Origin of the sequence: Massilia sp. BHUDP2, from assembly GCF_046236355.1 — a bacterium.
Taxonomy (GTDB): Bacteria; Pseudomonadota; Gammaproteobacteria; order Burkholderiales; family Burkholderiaceae_D; genus Telluria; species Telluria varians.
Genome location: NZ_JBJUVW010000003.1, coordinates 150,365 through 167,398, shown reverse-complemented (window position 1 = coordinate 167,398; position 17,034 = coordinate 150,365). Strand labels below are relative to the sequence as shown.

19 protein-coding genes are annotated in these 17,034 nt (G+C 67.0%); 16 read left to right on the top strand and 3 right to left on the bottom strand.

The window, feature by feature from the left end; genetic code table 11:
* Positions 1-138 precede the first annotated feature (138 nt).
* From ACK6C6_RS17535 to ACK6C6_RS17515, 5 genes are read left to right on the top strand one after another with little or no spacing between them, the layout of a single operon-like run.
* On the top strand, positions 139-468 hold the full coding sequence (locus tag ACK6C6_RS17535) for an ArsR/SmtB family transcription factor (RefSeq protein WP_409268470.1): 330 nt from the start codon (positions 139-141) through the stop codon (positions 466-468).
* Between the two features lie 31 nt (positions 469-499).
* On the top strand, positions 500-979 hold the full coding sequence (locus ACK6C6_RS17530; protein WP_409268469.1) for an arsenate reductase ArsC: 480 nt from the start codon (positions 500-502) through the stop codon (positions 977-979).
* 9 nt (positions 980-988) lie between these two features.
* Positions 989-2,269 (top strand): arsenic transporter, encoded by a 1,281-nt coding sequence (locus ACK6C6_RS17525; protein ID WP_209589199.1) that lies wholly within the window; start codon positions 989-991, stop codon positions 2,267-2,269.
* A 12-nt stretch (positions 2,270-2,281) separates the two neighbouring features.
* Positions 2,282-3,016 carry an arsenical resistance protein ArsH gene (arsH, locus tag ACK6C6_RS17520; RefSeq protein ID WP_409268467.1) on the top strand — a complete coding sequence of 245 codons (735 nt, stop codon included), beginning with the start codon at positions 2,282-2,284 and terminating at the stop codon, positions 3,014-3,016.
* 8 nt (positions 3,017-3,024) lie between these two features.
* Positions 3,025-3,354, top strand: coding sequence for a DUF4326 domain-containing protein (locus ACK6C6_RS17515; RefSeq protein WP_409268465.1), 330 nt, complete (start codon positions 3,025-3,027; stop codon positions 3,352-3,354).
* Positions 3,355-3,359: 5 nt separating this feature from the next.
* On the opposite strand, the gene ACK6C6_RS17510 is transcribed toward ACK6C6_RS17515, so the two are convergent.
* A complete protein-coding gene (locus ACK6C6_RS17510; protein ID WP_285374747.1) occupies positions 3,360-3,983 on the bottom strand; it encodes a head GIN domain-containing protein in 624 nt (207 codons plus the stop codon).
* Positions 3,984-4,249: 266 nt separating this feature from the next.
* Here ACK6C6_RS17510 and ACK6C6_RS17505 point away from each other — a divergent pair, with 266 nt between their 5' ends.
* From ACK6C6_RS17505 to ACK6C6_RS17495, 3 genes are all read left to right on the top strand, one after another.
* Positions 4,250-4,717 (top strand): GyrI-like domain-containing protein, encoded by a 468-nt coding sequence (locus ACK6C6_RS17505; RefSeq protein WP_409268464.1) that lies wholly within the window; start codon positions 4,250-4,252, stop codon positions 4,715-4,717.
* A gap of 308 nt (positions 4,718-5,025) precedes the next feature.
* Complete coding sequence (locus ACK6C6_RS17500; protein WP_409268463.1) at positions 5,026-5,823, top strand: DUF4142 domain-containing protein; 798 nt, start codon at positions 5,026-5,028, stop codon at positions 5,821-5,823.
* A gap of 92 nt (positions 5,824-5,915) precedes the next feature.
* Positions 5,916-6,611, top strand: a complete 696-nt coding sequence (locus tag ACK6C6_RS17495; protein WP_409268462.1) for a DUF4142 domain-containing protein — start codon at positions 5,916-5,918, stop codon at positions 6,609-6,611.
* Between the two features lie 26 nt (positions 6,612-6,637).
* On the opposite strand, the gene ACK6C6_RS17490 is transcribed toward ACK6C6_RS17495, so the two are convergent.
* Together ACK6C6_RS17490 and ACK6C6_RS17485 are read right to left on the bottom strand one after the other, a co-directional pair.
* Positions 6,638-7,162, bottom strand: coding sequence for an FMN-binding negative transcriptional regulator (locus tag ACK6C6_RS17490; protein WP_409268461.1), 525 nt, complete (start codon positions 7,160-7,162; stop codon positions 6,638-6,640).
* The gene (locus tag ACK6C6_RS17485) at positions 7,162-7,626 is read right to left on the bottom strand and encodes an OsmC family protein (RefSeq protein WP_409268460.1); all 465 of its coding nucleotides are present in this window, start codon (positions 7,624-7,626) and stop codon (positions 7,162-7,164) included. Before ACK6C6_RS17485 ends, ACK6C6_RS17490 begins: the two co-directional genes overlap by 1 nt.
* 54 nt (positions 7,627-7,680) lie before the next feature.
* Here ACK6C6_RS17485 and ACK6C6_RS17480 point away from each other — a divergent pair, with 54 nt between their 5' ends.
* The 8 genes from ACK6C6_RS17480 to ACK6C6_RS17445 all read left to right on the top strand — a co-directional run bounded on the left by ACK6C6_RS17480 (position 7,681) and on the right by ACK6C6_RS17445 (position 17,033).
* Entirely contained in the window at positions 7,681-9,189 is a 1,509-nt protein-coding gene (locus tag ACK6C6_RS17480; RefSeq protein ID WP_409269191.1) for a PLP-dependent aminotransferase family protein, read from the top strand.
* 75 nt (positions 9,190-9,264) lie between these two features.
* Positions 9,265-9,996 carry a class I SAM-dependent methyltransferase gene (locus ACK6C6_RS17475; RefSeq protein ID WP_409268458.1) on the top strand — a complete coding sequence of 244 codons (732 nt, stop codon included), beginning with the start codon at positions 9,265-9,267 and terminating at the stop codon, positions 9,994-9,996.
* A gap of 166 nt (positions 9,997-10,162) precedes the next feature.
* A complete protein-coding gene (locus ACK6C6_RS17470) occupies positions 10,163-11,209 on the top strand; it encodes a glycosyltransferase family 9 protein (RefSeq protein WP_409268457.1) in 1,047 nt (348 codons plus the stop codon).
* Positions 11,206-12,261: a glycosyltransferase family 4 protein gene (locus ACK6C6_RS17465; protein ID WP_409268455.1), complete on the top strand. Its 1,056-nt coding sequence runs from the start codon at positions 11,206-11,208 to the stop codon at positions 12,259-12,261. Before ACK6C6_RS17470 ends, ACK6C6_RS17465 begins: the two co-directional genes overlap by 4 nt.
* A 24-nt stretch (positions 12,262-12,285) precedes the next feature.
* Complete coding sequence (locus ACK6C6_RS17460; protein ID WP_409268454.1) at positions 12,286-12,849, top strand: DNA-3-methyladenine glycosylase I; 564 nt, start codon at positions 12,286-12,288, stop codon at positions 12,847-12,849.
* A gap of 1 nt (position 12,850) precedes the next feature.
* Complete coding sequence (gene mnmC / locus ACK6C6_RS17455) at positions 12,851-14,515, top strand: FAD-dependent 5-carboxymethylaminomethyl-2-thiouridine(34) oxidoreductase MnmC (RefSeq protein ID WP_409268452.1); 1,665 nt, start codon at positions 12,851-12,853, stop codon at positions 14,513-14,515.
* A gap of 104 nt (positions 14,516-14,619) precedes the next feature.
* Complete coding sequence (locus ACK6C6_RS17450) at positions 14,620-15,321, top strand: sensor histidine kinase (RefSeq protein WP_409268451.1); 702 nt, start codon at positions 14,620-14,622, stop codon at positions 15,319-15,321.
* Positions 15,318-17,033 carry a tetratricopeptide repeat protein gene (locus ACK6C6_RS17445; RefSeq protein ID WP_209589213.1) on the top strand — a complete coding sequence of 572 codons (1,716 nt, stop codon included), beginning with the start codon at positions 15,318-15,320 and terminating at the stop codon, positions 17,031-17,033. Before ACK6C6_RS17450 ends, ACK6C6_RS17445 begins: the two co-directional genes overlap by 4 nt.
* Position 17,034: the final 1 nt, after the last annotated feature.

Genomic DNA, 17,034 nt, shown 5'->3' with positions numbered 1-17,034 from the left:
TGGTATTCGTTATTCGTCGTTTGACGAAAATAGAATAATTCTCTTGTCATCAAGCTGTCAAATTATTTCGATAAAATTCGAAGGGTTGTCAAACAGGCTTATAATTCGAGATATCTAGAAATGACACGGGACACCACCATGGATACCAAGGCCGCCATCGCGGCGCTGGCCGCACTGGCCCAGGAATCGCGCCTGGCCACCTACCGCCTGCTGGTGCAGGCGGGACCTGCCGGAATGGCCGCCAGCAAGATCGCCGAGGCGCTCGGCATACCGGCGTCTTCGCTTTCTTTCCACCTGAAAGAACTGAGCCACGCGGGCCTGATCACGCCGCGCCAGGAGGGGCGCTTCATCATCTACGCAGCCCAGTTCGACACCATGAATGCCTTGCTGGCCTTCCTGACCGAAAACTGCTGCGGGGGCAACCCGTGTATGCCCGTGGGCAATGCCTGCGGCAGCGCCAGCGCCTGATTCTTTTCGCATTTTTTATCAAGGGTTTCCCATGAACGTACTTTTCCTTTGCACCGGCAATTCCTGCCGTTCCCTCATCAGTGAAGCGGTCTTCAACCACCTGGCGCCGGCAGGCTGGCATGCCATCAGCGCTGGGAGCCAGCCGACCGGCAAGCTGAACGACAAGGCGCTTGCCCTGCTCGCCGGCAAAGGGATTTCCACCGAGGGCTATTACAGCAAGTCCTGGGACGCGCTGCCCTCGTCTCCCGACGTGGTGGTCACCGTGTGCGCCAGCGCCGCAGGCGAGACCTGCCCGGCCTATCTGGGCCCGGTCCTGCGCACGCACTGGGGCGTGGAAGACCCAAGCCATGTGGTGGGCACGGAACAGGAGATCGATGCCGCCTTCGAACAGGCATACGCGACGCTGCGCGCACGGATCGAGGCTTTCCTGGCGCTGCCGCTGGAAGAGCTGAAGTCCGACCGTGCGCGCTTCAAGGCGGAACTCGACCAGATCGGCCTGATCGGCGCCTGAAGGATTCCTGTGCTGATCGCCTTTCTCATATTCCTCGCCACGCTCGCACTCGTCATCTGGCAGCCGCGCGGTCTCGGCATCGGCTGGAGCGCCTCGGCCGGTGCGCTCGTGGCCCTGCTGGCCGGCGTGATCCAGGTGGGCGACATCCCGGTCGTCTGGAATATCGTCTGGAATGCCACCGGGGCTTTCGTTGCCGTGATCATCATCAGCCTGCTGCTGGACAAGGCCGGCTTCTTCGAATGGGCGGCCCTGCACGTTGCGCGCTGGGGCCAGGGCAATGGCAGGCTGCTGTTCATCCTGCTGGTCCTGCTAGGGGCAGCCGTTGCGGCGCTGTTTGCCAATGATGGCGCGGCACTGATCCTCACGCCCATCGTCATCGCCATGCTGGCGGCACTGCGGTTTACTGCCCGTGCCATGCTGGCCTTCGTCATGGCCGCCGGCTTCATTGCCGACACCGCGAGCCTGCCGCTGGTGGTATCGAACCTGGTCAACATCGTCTCGGCGGACTACTTCGGCATCGGCTTCGCGCGCTACGCCGCCGTGATGGTGCCGGTCAACCTGGTCTCGGTCGCGGCGACGCTCGCGGCACTGGTCTGGTTCTTCCGCAAGGACATCCCGGCCGCCTACGACCTGGCACAGCTCAAGCGCCCGCAGGAGGCGATCCATGATCGCGCCACCTTCCTTACCGGCTGGTGGGTGCTGCTCATGCTGCTCGTGGGCTTCTTCTGGCTGGACGACGCGGGCATCCCGATCAGCGCGGTCGCCGCCGCCGGCGCGTTATTGCTGCTGGCGGTTGCAGCACGCGGCCACCGCATTTCGACGCGCGAGGTATTGCGTGGCGCCCCATGGCAGGTCGTCGTGTTTTCTCTCGGGATGTACCTGGTGGTGTACGGCCTGCGCAATGCCGGCCTTACCGACTACCTGACCGCGCTGCTGGACCGCTGCGCCGAGTACGGCGTGTGGGGAGCGGCGCTCGGTACCGGTTTCATGACGGCCATCCTGTCGTCCATCATGAACAACATGCCGACCGTACTGATCGGGGCGCTGGCGATCGACGCCACCTCAGCCCAGGGTGTGATTCGCGAAGCGATGGTCTACGCGAACGTGATCGGAGCCGACCTCGGCCCGAAGATCACGCCGATCGGCAGCCTGGCAACGCTCCTGTGGCTGCACGTGCTGTCCGCGAAGAACATCGAGATCTCCTGGGGCTATTACTTCCGTGTGGGTATCGTGCTGACGCTGCCCATCCTGTTCCTTACCCTGTGCGCGCTGGCACTGCGCCTGAGCTGAAGAGCCATGATCATGAATCAGACAAACGATCCGGGCCGGATTCCCGGCCTGCCCAACATCAACGCCGAGCAGCTCGACATGCCCAGCATGGACAAGCTCGCCCCCGTCGGCGACCTGAACCATCCGCCGCGCATCCTGATGCTGTATGGCTCGCTGCGCGAGCGTTCCTTCAGCCGCTTCCTTATCTACGAGGCAGCGCGCATCCTCGAGCACTTCGGCGCCGAGGTGAAAATCTTCGACCCCATGGAGCTGCCGATGGTTGGCAGCGTGCCCGAGACGCATCCGAAGGTGGTCGAGCTGCGCGCGCTGTCGCTGTGGTCGGAAGGGCAGGTGTGGTGCAGCCCCGAGCGCCACGGCGCGATCACGGCGGTGATGAAGAACCAGATCGACTGGATTCCGCTGGAGCAGGGCGCGCTGCGGCCGAGCCAGGGCCGCACGCTCGCCGTGATGCAGGTATGCGGCGGCTCGCAGTCCTTCAACGTGGTCAACACGATGCGGCTGCTGGGACGCTGGATGCGCATGTTCACGATCCCGAACCAGTCCTCGGTGCCGATGGCCTACAAGGAGTTCGACGAGGCGGGCCGAATGCGGCCCTCGGCCTATTACGATCGCGTGGTGGACGTGATGGAGGAACTCTTCAAGATCACCCTGCTCATGCGCGGGCGCCTTGATTACCTGACGGACCGGTATAGTGAGCGCAGCGAGCGCGCGCTGAAGAAAATCGACGCGCAGATCGCACAACTATAGGGAAAGCGATGAAACCGGTACGCGTCCAACTGAGCAGGAAGAAGGGGTGGAAGCTGCCGCCGAACACGGTGTCGGTGGCGCGTCCCGGGCGCTGGGGCAATCCGTTCTCGGTGGCGCCGGATGCGGTGCCGGGCACGCCGGTGGGTACGAGATACACGGCGATGCCAAGCGTGGCCGAAGCTGTGGCCGCCTACCGGCGCTGGTTGGAGGCGAGCCCGGAAGGACAGCAGCTGGCCGCGCAGGCGCGCGAAGCGCTGCGCGGCAAGAACCTGGCCTGCTGGTGCCCGCTCGACGGTCCTTGCCATGCCGAAGTCTTATTGGATATCGTTAACCGCTGAGCGGCTTATTTGGCCGCCACCACGCTGCCGATGCCCGATACCGACTTGTTCACCACGCGCGGGTTGCCGTAATAAGTCAGGTCGCCCATGCCGCGCACGTTGGCGTTCAGCTTGTCCTTGGCGTAGATCTTGACCGAGCCGATGCCTTCGAAGCTGACGTTGGCGTCCTGCGCAATCAGGCCCTTGGTGTCGACCTCGCCCACGCCCTGGGCGGACAGGCGCAGTTCGCGCACCTCGCCGTCGATGGCCAGGCGGCCGGCGCCGCGGTAGTTGACGTCCAGGCGCTCGCCGCGCACCTTGGTCAGGCGCATCTCCCCGGCGCCTTCGCCCTTGAAGGTCTGCAGCGAAGGCAGGGTGACGACCACGCGGTCGCTGCTTTTCAGGCTGTTGCGGGTGCTGTCCTTCATGTCCAGGCGCAGTTCGCCGTCCACCACTTCGCTGGTGACGCGCTCGATGAAGCGCGGGTCGCCCTGTACCTTGAGCGAAAACGATTTACCGGCTTCCACCACCAGGCTGACCGGGCCGTGCACGGCGATGCCCTTGAAAGGCGTCACGCTACGCACTTGCTCGTCGGCATGAGCCGTGATCGAAGCGAGGGACAGGACTGCGGCAAGGATCAGGCGTTGCATGGTGGTCTCCGGTAAGTGGTATGAATCCATTGTAGGGAGACGGAACGGGTCCGGGTGCCGTTTGCGACGAACTGCAAGAATGCGAGGGTGGACGGTTGCGAAGCTGGAATGTGCGTACTGCGCGCCCGGCGTCAATACGCCTGTGTGCGCTGTTGCACATTCGTCCTGCCAGATCATGAAAAATAGGTGCGCACGATTGATTTCGTGACAATATTGTCGAGGAGTTAAGGCTATAATTTTCTTCGTCCACTTGCGTAGCCGATACCATGCACATCTCCACTGTCACCTTACCTGAAATGAAGCTCGCCGGACTGCCGCTTGCAGGTCCGCTCTCGGAATTGGAAGCGGATATGCCGGACATCTGGAACACTTTCCTGGAGCGCGAAAGCGAACTGGGCGAAACGAATGGGCTGCGCTACGGCGTCAGCCTGCAGGACAAGCAGGGCGTGCGCATCGAGTGCATCGCCGCCGAGGTCGGCGACCTCAACGCGCTGCCGCCGGGCATGATCGGCATCCGCATCCCGGAGCGCCGCTATGCGATGCTGACGCACCGCGGACCCGTCACGCGGGTGCAGGCCACCTACCTGACCGGCCATGCCGCCATCGAGCAGCTGGGCATGGTGCAGGACGAGGAAGGCTGGCGCATCGAGCGTTACGACCGCCGCTACACGCCGACGCTCCACGACGGCAACCGTCCCGATAACGCCTACGACATCCTGATCCCGCTGCTGTGATGCTGCTGCCCTGCGCGCTCGCAGGGCAACGAATTGGTGCCGGTATATTTCCCGACCGCCGGCGCCGGTAGGGCGGCTTGCGCCGCCAGGATCCCTTCCCAAGGACAAGCGTATCTTGCCTGCCGATTGTGACAGGCGTTTGACGCGCACCCCCGTATAACAGAGCAATTGCTATACGGCTAACGTGCGCTACCTGTGAATACGCGGCGCTACACTCGAACGCGCTCGACATCGCCAGATGTCAGAAGGAGACGCCCGCCCGGCGATCCCGAGCGGCAGCCCCTAGCATCAATAACAGGAGAACCATCATGCAGAAGAAACAGGCCCTCAAGCAGTTGCTCGCAGTTGGTGCCGTGGCCGCCATGTTCAGCGCTGTCGGCGTGCAGGCCCAGACCACCGGCCAAAGCGCCCAGTCGATGAGCAACCAGAGCGCGACGGGCAACCCCAACCTGACCGGCAAGACCGCCGCCGACGGCACCGTCAACAACACCAGCAGCCAGGGCAAGGAAGACCGCAGCGCGCAGATGGGCGCCTCCGGCAGCCAGGGCACCACTCGTGCCGAAGGCGCCAAGTCGCACACCGCCGATACCATGCACTCCACCTCGGGCGCGTCGGGCGCCGCCGGCGCCACGGGTTCCGGTGCGGCCAAGCTGAGCAAGGCCGACATGAAGGCGATGACGGACATGGCCATCGCTAACATGGCCGAAGTCGAAACCGGCAAGCTGGCGCTGAGCAAGAGCCAGAACGCCGAAGTGAAGACCTTCGCCCAGCAGATGATCGACGACCACGGCAAGGCCCTGTCCGAACTGCAGACCCTGGCCCAGACCAAGGGCGTGACCCTGCCGGCCGAACTCGACGCCAAGCACAAGGCGATGGCGGCCAAGCTGGAAAAGCTCAGCGGCGATGCCTTCGACAAGGAATACATGAAGATGGCCGGCCTGAAAGACCACAAGGACACCCACGCCAAGCTGCAGAAGATCAGCAAGAGCGCCAAGGATCCTGACGTGAAGGCCGCCGCCGAGAAGACCATCCCGACGGTCGAGCAGCACCTGAAGGCGGCCCAGCAGATGTCGTCGGCCAAGTCCGGCACCACCTCGGGCAAGTAAGCACGCGGGCTGCCGACCGGCAGCCACGCCTCACCCGCCGGCGGTCGTACATCGCGTCCGCCGGCCTACACGCAAGTGTCAAGGAGAATCCCATGCAGAAAACACTGCGTATCCACCGTGTTCTGGCGCTGTCGATCGCGGGCGCCTTGTTCGCCGCCGGCGCCAGCCAGGCCCAGGCCCAGGCGGTCACCCAGGGTACGGCGCCGGCCGCTGCCTCGGCTGCCGGCGCGCCCGCGGCTCCCGCAAACTCGGCAGCCCCCGCGACCAAACTGGACCGCTCGGACCGCAATGCCCTGATCGAGATGGCGCAGGCCAACATGGCCGAGATCTCGACCGGCAAGCTTGCGCTCAGCAAGGCCGTCAACCCGGAAATCAAGGCCTACGCCCAGCGCATGGTCGACGAGCACAGCAAGACGCTGGCCGAGGTACAGGCGCTGGCCCAGGCCAAGGGCGTCGAACTGCCGAAGGAGCTGACCGTCAAGCACAAGGCCAAGGGCGCCATGCTCGAAGCCCTGAAGGGCGACATCTTCGACCGCACCTACATGAAGCAGTCGGGCCGGCGCGACCACCGCGTCACGCACGAGCAGCTGCGCGACAACATGGACAAGATCAAGGACCCGGACATCAAGGCCCTGGCCATGAAGATGCGGCCGGTCGTCGAGCAGCACCTGATGGCGGCGGACGAACTCATCGCCCGCACCGCGCGCGGCGCCACCGGCACGGCCGGCACGCCGGGCAACGACACCAGCACCGCGACCGGCAAGGAACCGATCCCGAACAAGAAGTGAGTGTGAATCTGGTCCACCGGACCAGATCACCCTTTCCACTTCCCTTCGATGCGTGCGATGTCGATCTCGATGCCGACGATCGCCTTGAGCATGCCGTCGATGTAAGCTGGCGGCGCATCCGTCACCGACCACGGCTGCGGCTGGCCCGCTTCGTGGTGCCGCGTCTGGCCATGCAGGAAGTCCAGCAGCCAGCCCGGATCCTCGATCGCACGCAGGCGCCCGTGCACGTGCACCACGTGGTAGTCCCAGGTCGGCACCACCTTGCCGCCCGTGGCGATTTTTTCCTGCTGGTCCGGCGGCACGTAGCCGGCGGGACCGCGAAAGACGGCCAGCACCTGCTGGCCGGCGCGGCGCCACACCGGGTTGGCGCGTGCCACGTGGGCGCGCAGCAGGCCCAGGCCGTCGCCGCCGCCCTCGGCGAATTCGAAGGGCAGGTGATCGGCATCCGGCAGTCCCCCATGCTGGGTGACGAGCATGCCCAGGGCATGCTCCCTGATGAGCGAGCGCATGGCCTGCGGGTCCTGCTGGTGGTGACGCGTCGGCAGGTACATCAGCGCACCCGCATGACGACGACCTCGGTCTTGAGCGAGTTCGCGATGTAGCAGCGCGCGTGGGCGGCGTGGTGCAGGGCGTCCAGCTCGTCGGCGCAGGGCTGGCGCTCGCCGCCGAACACGATGGCCGGGCGCAGTTCGATGCGCGTCATCGCGACGCGGCCCGCTTCGTCTTCGTGAAGAAAGCCCACGGCCCCGTCCACGTAGCTGTCCACCATGAAGCCCTGCTGCTGCGCCAGCGACAGGAAGAACAGCATGTGGCAGCTCGACGCCGCGGCCACCAGCGCTTCCTCGGGATCGAGCGCCGCCGGGTCGGACATCGGCAGCGGCACCGACAGGGGCGAGGACGAGGCCCGCAGCTGCAGGCCCCCGTCGAACTGCCAGTCATGGGCGCGGCTGTAGCGCCCGTCCAGGAAAGCCTGGCCGGCGCGCTGCCAGGCCACCCGTGCTTCGAACTCTTTCATGCTTCCTCCGTGATGGTCTGGTCTTATCTTAAGAGACCATTTGGCTTGTCCAAAGTGCCAATCCGCGCGAAGATGGGCGTACCAATGCACATCGACGACCTGATCGCCGCCGCGCCGCTCGAGCGCGCCGCCGCCACCCCGCTGTTCCGCCAGCTCTATGCGCGGTTGAAGGAGGCCATCCTGCACGGACGCCTGGCGCCCGGCACGCGCCTGCCGGCCACGCGCGAGCTGGCGCGGCAATTGCAGGTGTCGCGCCAGACCGTGCTGGCCGCCTACGAGCAGCTGACGGCCGAAGGCTACCTGCGCGGCGGGGTAGGGCAGGGCACCTTCGTGGACGCCAGCCTGCCCGCCGCGCGTCCGGCACCAGACCCTGCCGGCACAGCGCCCGGCATGCCGCGGCCGCTGCCGGCACGCGGCCTGGCGATGGCCTCCAGCATGGCGCGGGTACGGCATCACCAGGGCCCCTTGCGGGCCTTCAGGCCGAGCATGCCGGGCCTGGACCTGTTCCCCTTCGACGTCTGGCGCAAGCTGGAAGCGCAGCACTGGCGCCGCCGCGAGCTGCCGCTGGGCTACGGCGCCGCTGCCGGCTACCCGCTGCTGCGCGAGCTGCTGTGCGCTTACCTGAATGCCTCGCGCGGGGTGCGCTGCACGCCCGAGCAGATCATCGTCACCACCGGATCGCAACAGGCCCTGTACCTGCTGGCGCAGCTGCTGCTGGCGCCGGGCGAGGGCGTGTGGCTGGAGTCGCCCGGCTACCAGGGCGCCGCCGCGCCTTTCGAGGTGGCCGGTGCGCGCATGTGCCTGGTGCCGGTCGACGCCGAAGGCATGGACGTCGCCCATGCCGCCGCCCACCATCCGGACGCCGCGATGGTGTTCGCCACCCCGTCGCACCAGCTGCCCCTGGGCGTGACCATGAGCCTGGGCCGGCGCCTCGAGCTGCTGCGCTGGGCCGAGGCGAAGCGCGCCTGGATCGTCGAGGACGACTACGACAGCGAGTACCGCTACACCGGCCCGCCGCTCGCTTCGCTGCAAAGCCTCGACCGCGCCGGCTGCGTGATCTATGTCGGCACCCTGTCCAAGGTGCTGTTTCCGGGCCTGCGCCTGGGTTATGTGGTGGCGCCGCCGGCGCTGGTCGAACCCTTGACGCAGGCGAAGGCGGTGGTCGACCGCCACAGCCCTGTGGTGCCGCAGGCGGTGCTGGCCGACTTCATCCAGCAGGGCCATTTCGCGCGCCATATCCGGCGCACCCGCGACGCCTATGCCGAGCGTCGCGGCGCGATGATGGAGGCTTTGGCAAGCCGCCTGGGCGGCATGCTGGCCAGCGGCCCGGCGGACACCGGCCTGGACGTCTGCGCGCGCATCACCGGCCCGCTGGGCGAAGCCGAGGCCGTGGCGCGCGCCCTGGCCGCCGGCGTCGACCTGCGCCCGCTGTCCTACTACGTCCACCCGCAGGCCGGCCCGGCATGCGCGGCGCCGCCCGGGATGCTGCTGGGCTTTTCGGCCTTCACGCCGGCCGAGATCCGCGCCGGCGTGGCCCGCCTTGCACAGGCCCTGGCGCCATGAGGCGGGAATGGCATTTCAGGAAACCTTGTACTTTGATCAGCTAGAATTGGCGTTTTGCTTGAACACGAGAGTCATATGGCGACGCAGGGCGAGTACGAGTATTTCAAGAGGATCGGCGAAGCGGGCATGCAGCATTCGACGCACAAGCCCTGGTCCGACGCCCATTGCGGCCTGTACATGATGGAACTGGGCGCCATGCTCGGCCTGATGCCCGAAGGGGGCCGCCTGCTCGACATGGGATGCGGCACCGGATGGACCAGCGTGCTGTTCGCCAAGCGCGGCTATGACGTGATCGGCACCGACCTGGTGCCCGAAGCCATCGACGCCGGACGCCGGCTCCGGGACAAGGAAGGCTTGCCGAACCTCGACTTCGTGGTCGGCGACTACGAGTCGCTTTCCTTTCGCGAGGAGTTCGACGTGGTGGTGTTCTTCGACTGCCTGCACCATGCGGTGGACGAGGTCGGCGCCCTGCAGAGCGCCTGGCGCGCCCTGAAACCGGGCGGCATCTGCATCACCTCCGAACCCGGCCTGGGCCACGCGCGCCGTTCGGCCGCCATCATGGCGGAGTTCGGCACGACCGAGCGTGACATGCACCCGGCGAAGATCATCCGCGCCGGCAAGAAAGTCGGATTCCGCAGCTTCAGCGTGCATCCGCATGCTTCCTACCTGTATATCGCCCTGTACCGCAAGCAGGCCGACAACCTGGTAGGCAAGCTGCTGCGCATTCCCGGCATGCGCGCCTTGGCGGGCCTGGCCACCCTGCTGTTCTCGAAGCACCAGGCAGGCATCGTCGTGTTGCGCAAATAAGCGCCGGCATACCAGGTGCCTGTCGCTTTTGCACCTCAGCGGTTGTATTGCAGGTAAGAACATGTAAAGATGGGGTAACCATGCATTACGCCTGCAGTTTTTGGATCAATGAAGGGAGCGGCCCGGCCAGGCGCAGACTCCCGGAAGTCTTTCGGAAAACCGTTTCATGCATCCTGCCCTGTCTCGCATTCTGATCTGCCGTACGGATAACATCGGCGATGTCGTCCTCACCCTGCCGCTGGCAGGCTTCCTGAAAGGGGCGATCCCGGGCGTCCAGGTCGACATGGTCTGCCGCGCCTATGCCGCGCCGGTGGTGCGCTGCTGCCGCCACGTCGACCGCGTGCTGGCGCTGGAAGAACTGGACATCGACCGCCTGTTCCAGGACCGGGAATACGACACCGTCATCTTCGCCTTCCCGCACCGTGCCATCGGCCGCGCGGCGCGGCGCGCCCACGTGCCGAACCGCGTGGGCAGCAGCCACCGCCTGCACCACTGGATCAGCTGCAACCGGCTGGCGCACTTCAGCCGGGCGCGCTCGAGCCTGCACGAAGCCCAGCTGAACTTCGCCCTGCTCAAGCCGCTCGGCATCGAGCGCCAGCCTGCCCTGGACGAGATCTGGCCCCTGTACGGCCTGCAGGCGCCTGGCGAGGCCGGCGTCGGCCATCTCTTCGATCCGACGCGCTTCAACCTGATCCTGCATCCCAAGTCGAACGGCAACGGCCGCGAGTGGCCGCTGGCGCGCTACACCGAACTGGCCGCGCTGCTGAGCAAGGATCCCGGCATCGCGGTCTGGGTCACGGGCAGCCGCACCGAAGGCGAACTGCTGGCGCGCGCGGCGCCCGAATTGTTGGCCAGCCCGAACGTGCGCAACCTGTGCGGCCAGGTGGACCTGGACGGCCTGGTCGCGCTGATCGGCATGGCGGACGGCCTGGTCGCCAGCGGCACCGGACCGCTGCACGTCGCGGCGGCACTGGGAAGGCCGACGCTCGGCCTGTTCCCGCCGATCAAGCCGATCGACATCGCCCGCTGGGGCGCGCTCGGCCAGCGTGCCCGGTCGCTCTGCGGCGCGCAGGCCTGCGGCAGCTGCACCGAGGCCGCGCACTGCCGCTGCATGGAAGCGATCAGTGCGCGCCAGGTGGCGCAAGTGGTCGCCGGGTGGCGCAGCACTTCAGCGCAGCAACGCGGCCAACGCATGGAGGAAGCGGCTGCGTGAGGCCGAAGCTCCTGATCACGCTCGATTCCATGCGTTTCGAGAACACCGGCCTGCACACCTTCGGCGATAGCCTGACGAAGGAGCTGGCCAGGCAGGGGCAGGGCAGCGTCGACCTGAGCGCCTATACCTATCCCGCGCAGCACGGCTTCCTGGGCAAGGAGGCATCCTACGTGGGCCACCGCAGGTATCACCGCTGGCTGTTTCCGCGCAAGCGCGAGTTCGACCTGGTCCACTTCGCCGACCAGTATTGCCGCTTCGGCCCGGAGCGCGTGCGCGCCCGGACCGTGATGACGGTCCACGACCTCAACCAGGTGCACGAACGCACGCCCGGCACGGCAAAATACCAGCGCTACCTGTGGAGAATGGGCCGCAAGATCCGCGGCGTCGACCGCATCGTGGCGATCTCGGAGTTCGTCAAGAGCGACATCCTGCGCTTCTTCCCGGAGGCGCAGGACAAGATCTCGGTCATCTACAATGGCACCAATCCGAGCCGGGCGCCCGAGGGACACCAGCCGCGCTTCCTGCCGCAAGGCCGCTTCCTGTTCGCGGTCGGGATGGTCTGCCCGAAGAAGAATTTCCACGTGCTCGTGCCTCTGCTGCGCGCGAACGATATGAGCCTGGTGATCGCCGGCGTGGTCAAGGAAGCCTACCGGGACAGGATCATGCAGGAAGCGGCGCGCTTCGGCGTGGCCGAGCGGGTGGTGGTGACCGGTCCGGTCAGCGGGTTCGACAAGGACTGGTACTACGCGCACTGCGAGGCCTTCCTGTTCCCCTCGCTCGCCGAAGGCTTCGGCCTGCCGGTGATCGAGGCGATGCATCACGGCCGCCCGGTGTTCCTGTCGCGCTTTACCAGCCTGCCGGAAGTCGGCGGCGACGCCGCCTTCTACTTCGACAGCTTCGAACCGGACCACATGGCCGGGGTCCTGAACAAGGGGCTGGCGCGCTTCGCCCGCGAGGATGGCGCCCGGCGTGCCCGCGAGCATGCGAGCCGCTTCAGCTGGGAGAAGGCGGGGGCGGCCTACCTCGACCTGTACCGGCAGGTCCTCAGCTAAGGGCCACGGGTTTATACTGCGGGGATGAACCAGACCCGCTGCTCCTGGGCCAACATGGCCAATCCCCGCTACATCGCCTATCACGACCACGAGTGGGGCGTGCCCTGCCACGACGAGACGACCTTGTTCGAGATGCTGAACCTGGAGGGCGCGCAGGCCGGACTGTCGTGGGAGACCATCCTGAACAAGCGCGACAGCTACCGCCTGGCCTTCGACAACTGGGATGCGCACAAAATCGCCGCCTACGACGAGGCCAAGGTGGCCGAGCTGCTGGCCAACCCGGGCATCGTGCGCAACCGCCTGAAGGTGGCGGCCGCGATCGGCAACGCGAAAGCCTACCTGGCGATGCGCGAACAGGGGCTCACGCTGGACGCCTACCTGTGGGGCTGGGTCGACGGCAAGCCGCTCGTCAACGATTGGCCGGACGGATCGCGCCCCGCCAAGACCGCGCTGTCGGACCGCATCTCGAAAGACCTGTCGAAACGCGGCTTCAAGTTCGTCGGCTCGACCATCATCTACGCCTACCTGCAGGGCGTCGGCGTGGTGAACGACCACGACAAGGCCTGCTTCCGTTTCGCAGGGGCTTGATGTGGACCTGCGCGCACACTGGCGCGGCCGCGAGCGCTACACCGTGTTCGACACGCATTACGGCGACGGGGCCCGGGTGCGTGCCCTGCAGGAAGCCTGGCGCGCCGATCCCGAGCGTCCTGCGCGGCTGCACGTGGTGGCCCTTGCCGATGGCCTGCTGCCGGGCTTTCACCGCATTCCGCAGGACGACCCGCGGCTGACGCTGACCCTGCTTGCGGCGCCGTTCGACGCCGCGCTGGCGCAGCTGGGCGCGCAGCCTGATCATTTTTTCCTGCAGGACGTCGCCGGCGCCGCTTTCGCACGGCCATTGGCGCGCATCGCAGCGAGCGGGGCGCAGCTGGAGGCCGAGGGACTGGTGGAGGAGCAGCGCGCGGCGCTGCAGGCGCAGGGCTTCGTCTTCGACGATGAGGGCAGGCGTGCGGTCTTTGCCAGCCGCAAGCCGCGCCTGCCGGTGCCGCCGGTGCTGCCGCAAGCGGACAAGCGCGCCCTGGTGATCGGCGCAGGGCTGGCCGGCTCCGCCGCCTGCGCCAGTCTGTGCGCGCGCGGCTGGCAGGTCACCCTGGTCGAGCGCCACCCGGCGCCGGCGATGGAAGCCTCGGGCAACCTGGCCGGCATCTTCATGCCGCTGCTGTCGCGCGACGACAATATCCCGACCCGCCTGACCCGCGCCGCTTACCTGTATGCGCTGCGCGCCTGGCGCCAGCTGGGCGGCATCGGCGGCGCCATCGAAGGGCAGGCCTGCGGCGTGCTGCAACTCGCGCGCGACCCTGGCCACGCCGAAGTCTCGCGCGCCATCGCGCGCGAAGCGCCTTACCCGGCGGATTTCGCGCGCTGGCTCGAGGCTCCCGAAGCCGAGGCGCTGCTGGGGCTGCCGACACCAAGCGGCGGCTGGCTGTTCCCGCAGGGCGGCTGGGCGCGTCCCGGCAGCGTATGCGAGGCGATGCTGCAGTCCTGCGGCGAGCGGCTGGTGCGCCGCTTCGGCGCCGGCAGCATCGCCCTGGAACGCAGCGGCGACGAATGGCTGGCGCGCGCCGCGGACGGCGCCGTGGTCGCGCAGGCGCCGACCGTGGTGCTGGCGAGCGGCGCCGGCGCGCGCAGCCTGGCGCAATCGCGCGAGCTGCCGCTCTCAAGCCTGCGCGGGCAGGTCAGCCACCTGGACAGCGGCAGCCTGCCGGCCTTGCCCCTGGTGCTGTGCCGCGAAGCCTACCTGACCCCGGCGGCCGGCGGCATCGCCTGCGCCGGCGCCACCTACGACCTCGACGCCGACCCGCAGCTGCGCTTGTCGAGCCACGAAGAGAACCTCGAGCGCCTGCGCGGCCTGGTGTCCGACCCGCTGGCTGCCGCCGGGGCGCCGCTGGCCGGCCGCGTGGGTTTCCGCTGTGTGGCACCGGACCGCCTGCCGCTGGTCGGCCGCCTGCCGGACTTCGGCGCCGCAGGCAGTACCGAGCGCCTGCGCGACGTGCCGCGCCACCCCGGCCTGCATGCGCTGCTCGGCTATGCGTCGCGCGGGCTGATCTGGGCGCCGCTGGCGGCGGAACTGCTGGCCGCCCAGCTCGAGGGCGAGCCGCTGCCGCTGGAAACAAACCTGGTCGATGCGCTCGACCCGGCACGCTTCGTCCTGCGCGCCCGCCGCGCGCCACGTGGACCCGTTTCGGCGGATGAATAGCGTGTTGCGTTAGCGCAATAAGTTACATTCCACCAGAAAGTGTCAAATCGCCGGCGGTATAATTGACTTACGGTAATTTTTTAGGCTGGAAGCCGGCCAATTCGATGGAAGACCCACACTCGTCCCTGTCCATGTTCCTCGCGTCGACTGCGCACGACATGAAGAATTCGATCAGCGTCCTGTCCGGCACCCTCGAGCGCCTGCTCGACGACGCCTCGCCCGAGACCGAGAAGGCCTATCCGCAAATGGCGCAGATGCTGTACCAGACGCGCCGCCTGAACGACAACCTGATGCAGCTGCTGGCGCTGTACAAGCACGTCGGCACGCCGGAGTATCCCTTCGACGTGCAGCCGCTCGAAGTCGGCCAGCTGGCCGAGCAGGTGGTCGCCCTCGAACGGGTGCTGCTGGAGTCGCGCGGCATCGCGCTCGAGCTCGACGTCGATCCCGAGCTGGTCTGGCACTTCGACGAGGACCTGATCGTCGGCGTGGTCTCGCATGCCGTTAACAACGCCGTCCACTACACGCGCGACCGCATCTTCCTGGGCGCGCGCGAGCGCGATGGCTGGCTCGAGATCCGCGTCGAAGACAATGGCGTGGGTTTCCCGGCCACGCTGCTCGAGGCGGGGAGCGCGGCCATGAACGGCATGGCGTCCGGCGTCAACTTCCTGACCAACAGCGCCGGCCTGGGCCTGCATTTCTCGCGCGAAGTCGCGCGCATGCACCGCCATCGCGAGCGCAGCGGCGCCGTGCGCCTCGAGAACGGCGGCCGGCTGGGCGGCGGCTGCTTCATCCTGACCCTGCCATGAACGCCGTGATCAACGCCGTGGCGGCGCCGAGCGCCGAACAGGTGGACTGGGCGTCCAAGACCTACCTCGTGGTCGACGATTTCATCGGCGTGCGCCAGCTGCTGCGCGAAGCCTTGCGCAGCCTGGGCGCGCGCAACATCGACCAGGCCTCCAGCGGCGGCGAGGCCATGGGCCTGCTCAACAAGACGCGCTACGACGTGGTGCTGTGCGACTTCAACCTCGGCGAGGGCAAGAACGGCCAGCAGGTGCTGGAAGAAGCGCGCATGCGCAACCTGCTGCTGCCTTCGAGCGTGTTCCTGATGGTGTCGGCCGAGAAGAGCGTGGAGTCGGTGATGGGGGCGGCCGAGCACCAGCCGGACGCCTACCTGGTCAAGCCGATCACCGAAGGCGTGCTCCTGAGCCGCCTGAACCGGGTGTGGCGCAAGAAGCAGGTGTTCAGCCTGATCGACCAGGCCTATGCCGAGAAGGACTACCTGCGCGCCGCCCGCCTGTGCGACGAGCAGATCGCGCTGAGCAAGGCGCACGAGATCGACCTGCTGCGCATGAAGGCGCGCCTGATGGAGAAAAGCGGCGAGCCGGCCAAGGCGCGCGAGACCTACGAGCGCGTGCTGGCCCAGCGCGAGTACCAGTGGGCGCGCTCCGGCCTGGCCAAGATCCGCATGGCCGACGGCGACTATGAGCAGGCACGCCAGATGTTCCAGACCGTGATCGCCGAGAACCGCTACTACATCGATGCCTACGACCAGCTGGCGCTGGCCTGGCAAAAAATGGGCAAGCACGAGGAAGCGCTGAACGTGCTGGAGCGCGCGGCCAAGCTCTCGCCGAATTCCGTGCCGCGCCAGCGCAACCTCGGCCAGGCCAGCCTGAAGCTGGGGAACGTCGGCATGGCCGAGAAGGCCTTCCGCAAGTGCATCTCGATCGGCGAGTACTCGATCCGCAAGACGCCGGACGCCTATCTGGGGCTGGCGCGCGTGTGCGGCCTGAAGAACGATCCGAAGGAAGCGCTGCAACTGCTGATCGCGGCGCAGCGCGAATTCGGCGCCGACCATCCGGACATGGAACTGCGCACCAAGATCACCGAAGGCCTGGTGTACCACGAGAGCGGCGACTACCGCCGCGCGCGCAAGGCCGGCGACGAGCTGGAAGCGCTGCTGCAGTCGACCGGGGAACGGCCCGACGTGCCGACCTGCCTCGAGATGGCGATCCTGCTGTTCGCGGTGGGCGTCAAGGAAGCGCCGGTCGACCTGCTGTGCTACGTGATCCGCAACAACCACGACAACAGCTTCCTGCAGGACGAGGTGCAGCAGATCTTCGAGAAGGCGCGCATGGGCGAGGAGGGCGAAAAGCTGATCCGCGGCGCGCGCAAGGAAGCGATCGACCTGATGAACCAGGGCGTGCTGCTGTGGAAGACCGGCAAGCTGCCGCAAGCGGTCGAGTGGATGCGCAATGCCAGGGCAGCGCTGCCGCACAACGTGCGCATCCTGTTCAACTCGGCGCAAATCCTGATCTCGCACATGCAGCAGCGCGGCTACAGCGCCGAGCTGATGGAAGAAGCGCACGGGGTGCTGGCCCACGTCGACCGGGTGCAGCCCGGGCAGCAGCGCTTTGCCCAACTGATGGAGCAGTTGATGGCGCTGGTGCCGAAGGTGGAAGAGGAAGCAGCAAAGGAGGCGGCCGGCCCGGCTGCCGCCGGCCAGGCTGCTGCCGCCTGAG

Excerpts from the sequence above, each read along its gene's own strand:
- ACK6C6_RS17470 (WP_409268457.1), top strand. The coding sequence starts at position 10,163 with ATGCATCCTGCCCTGTCTCGCATTCTGATCTGCCGTACGGATAACATC.
- ACK6C6_RS17450 (WP_409268451.1), top strand. The coding sequence starts at position 14,620 with ATGGAAGACCCACACTCGTCCCTGTCCATGTTCCTCGCGTCGACTGCG.
- ACK6C6_RS17500 (WP_409268463.1), top strand. The coding sequence starts at position 5,026 with ATGCAGAAGAAACAGGCCCTCAAGCAGTTGCTCGCAGTTGGTGCCGTG.
- ACK6C6_RS17490 (WP_409268461.1), bottom strand. The coding sequence starts at position 7,162 with ATGTACCTGCCGACGCGTCACCACCAGCAGGACCCGCAGGCCATGCGC.
- ACK6C6_RS17515 (WP_409268465.1), top strand. The coding sequence starts at position 3,025 with ATGAAACCGGTACGCGTCCAACTGAGCAGGAAGAAGGGGTGGAAGCTG.
- ACK6C6_RS17460 (WP_409268454.1), top strand. The coding sequence starts at position 12,286 with ATGAACCAGACCCGCTGCTCCTGGGCCAACATGGCCAATCCCCGCTAC.
- ACK6C6_RS17535 (WP_409268470.1), top strand. The coding sequence starts at position 139 with ATGGATACCAAGGCCGCCATCGCGGCGCTGGCCGCACTGGCCCAGGAA.
- ACK6C6_RS17505 (WP_409268464.1), top strand. The coding sequence starts at position 4,250 with ATGCACATCTCCACTGTCACCTTACCTGAAATGAAGCTCGCCGGACTG.
- ACK6C6_RS17530 (WP_409268469.1), top strand. The coding sequence starts at position 500 with ATGAACGTACTTTTCCTTTGCACCGGCAATTCCTGCCGTTCCCTCATC.
- arsH (WP_409268467.1), top strand. The coding sequence starts at position 2,282 with ATGAATCAGACAAACGATCCGGGCCGGATTCCCGGCCTGCCCAACATC.
- ACK6C6_RS17495 (WP_409268462.1), top strand. The coding sequence starts at position 5,916 with ATGCAGAAAACACTGCGTATCCACCGTGTTCTGGCGCTGTCGATCGCG.
- ACK6C6_RS17510 (WP_285374747.1), bottom strand. The coding sequence starts at position 3,983 with ATGCAACGCCTGATCCTTGCCGCAGTCCTGTCCCTCGCTTCGATCACG.
- ACK6C6_RS17445 (WP_209589213.1), top strand. The coding sequence starts at position 15,318 with ATGAACGCCGTGATCAACGCCGTGGCGGCGCCGAGCGCCGAACAGGTG.
- ACK6C6_RS17485 (WP_409268460.1), bottom strand. The coding sequence starts at position 7,626 with ATGAAAGAGTTCGAAGCACGGGTGGCCTGGCAGCGCGCCGGCCAGGCT.
- ACK6C6_RS17475 (WP_409268458.1), top strand. The coding sequence starts at position 9,265 with ATGGCGACGCAGGGCGAGTACGAGTATTTCAAGAGGATCGGCGAAGCG.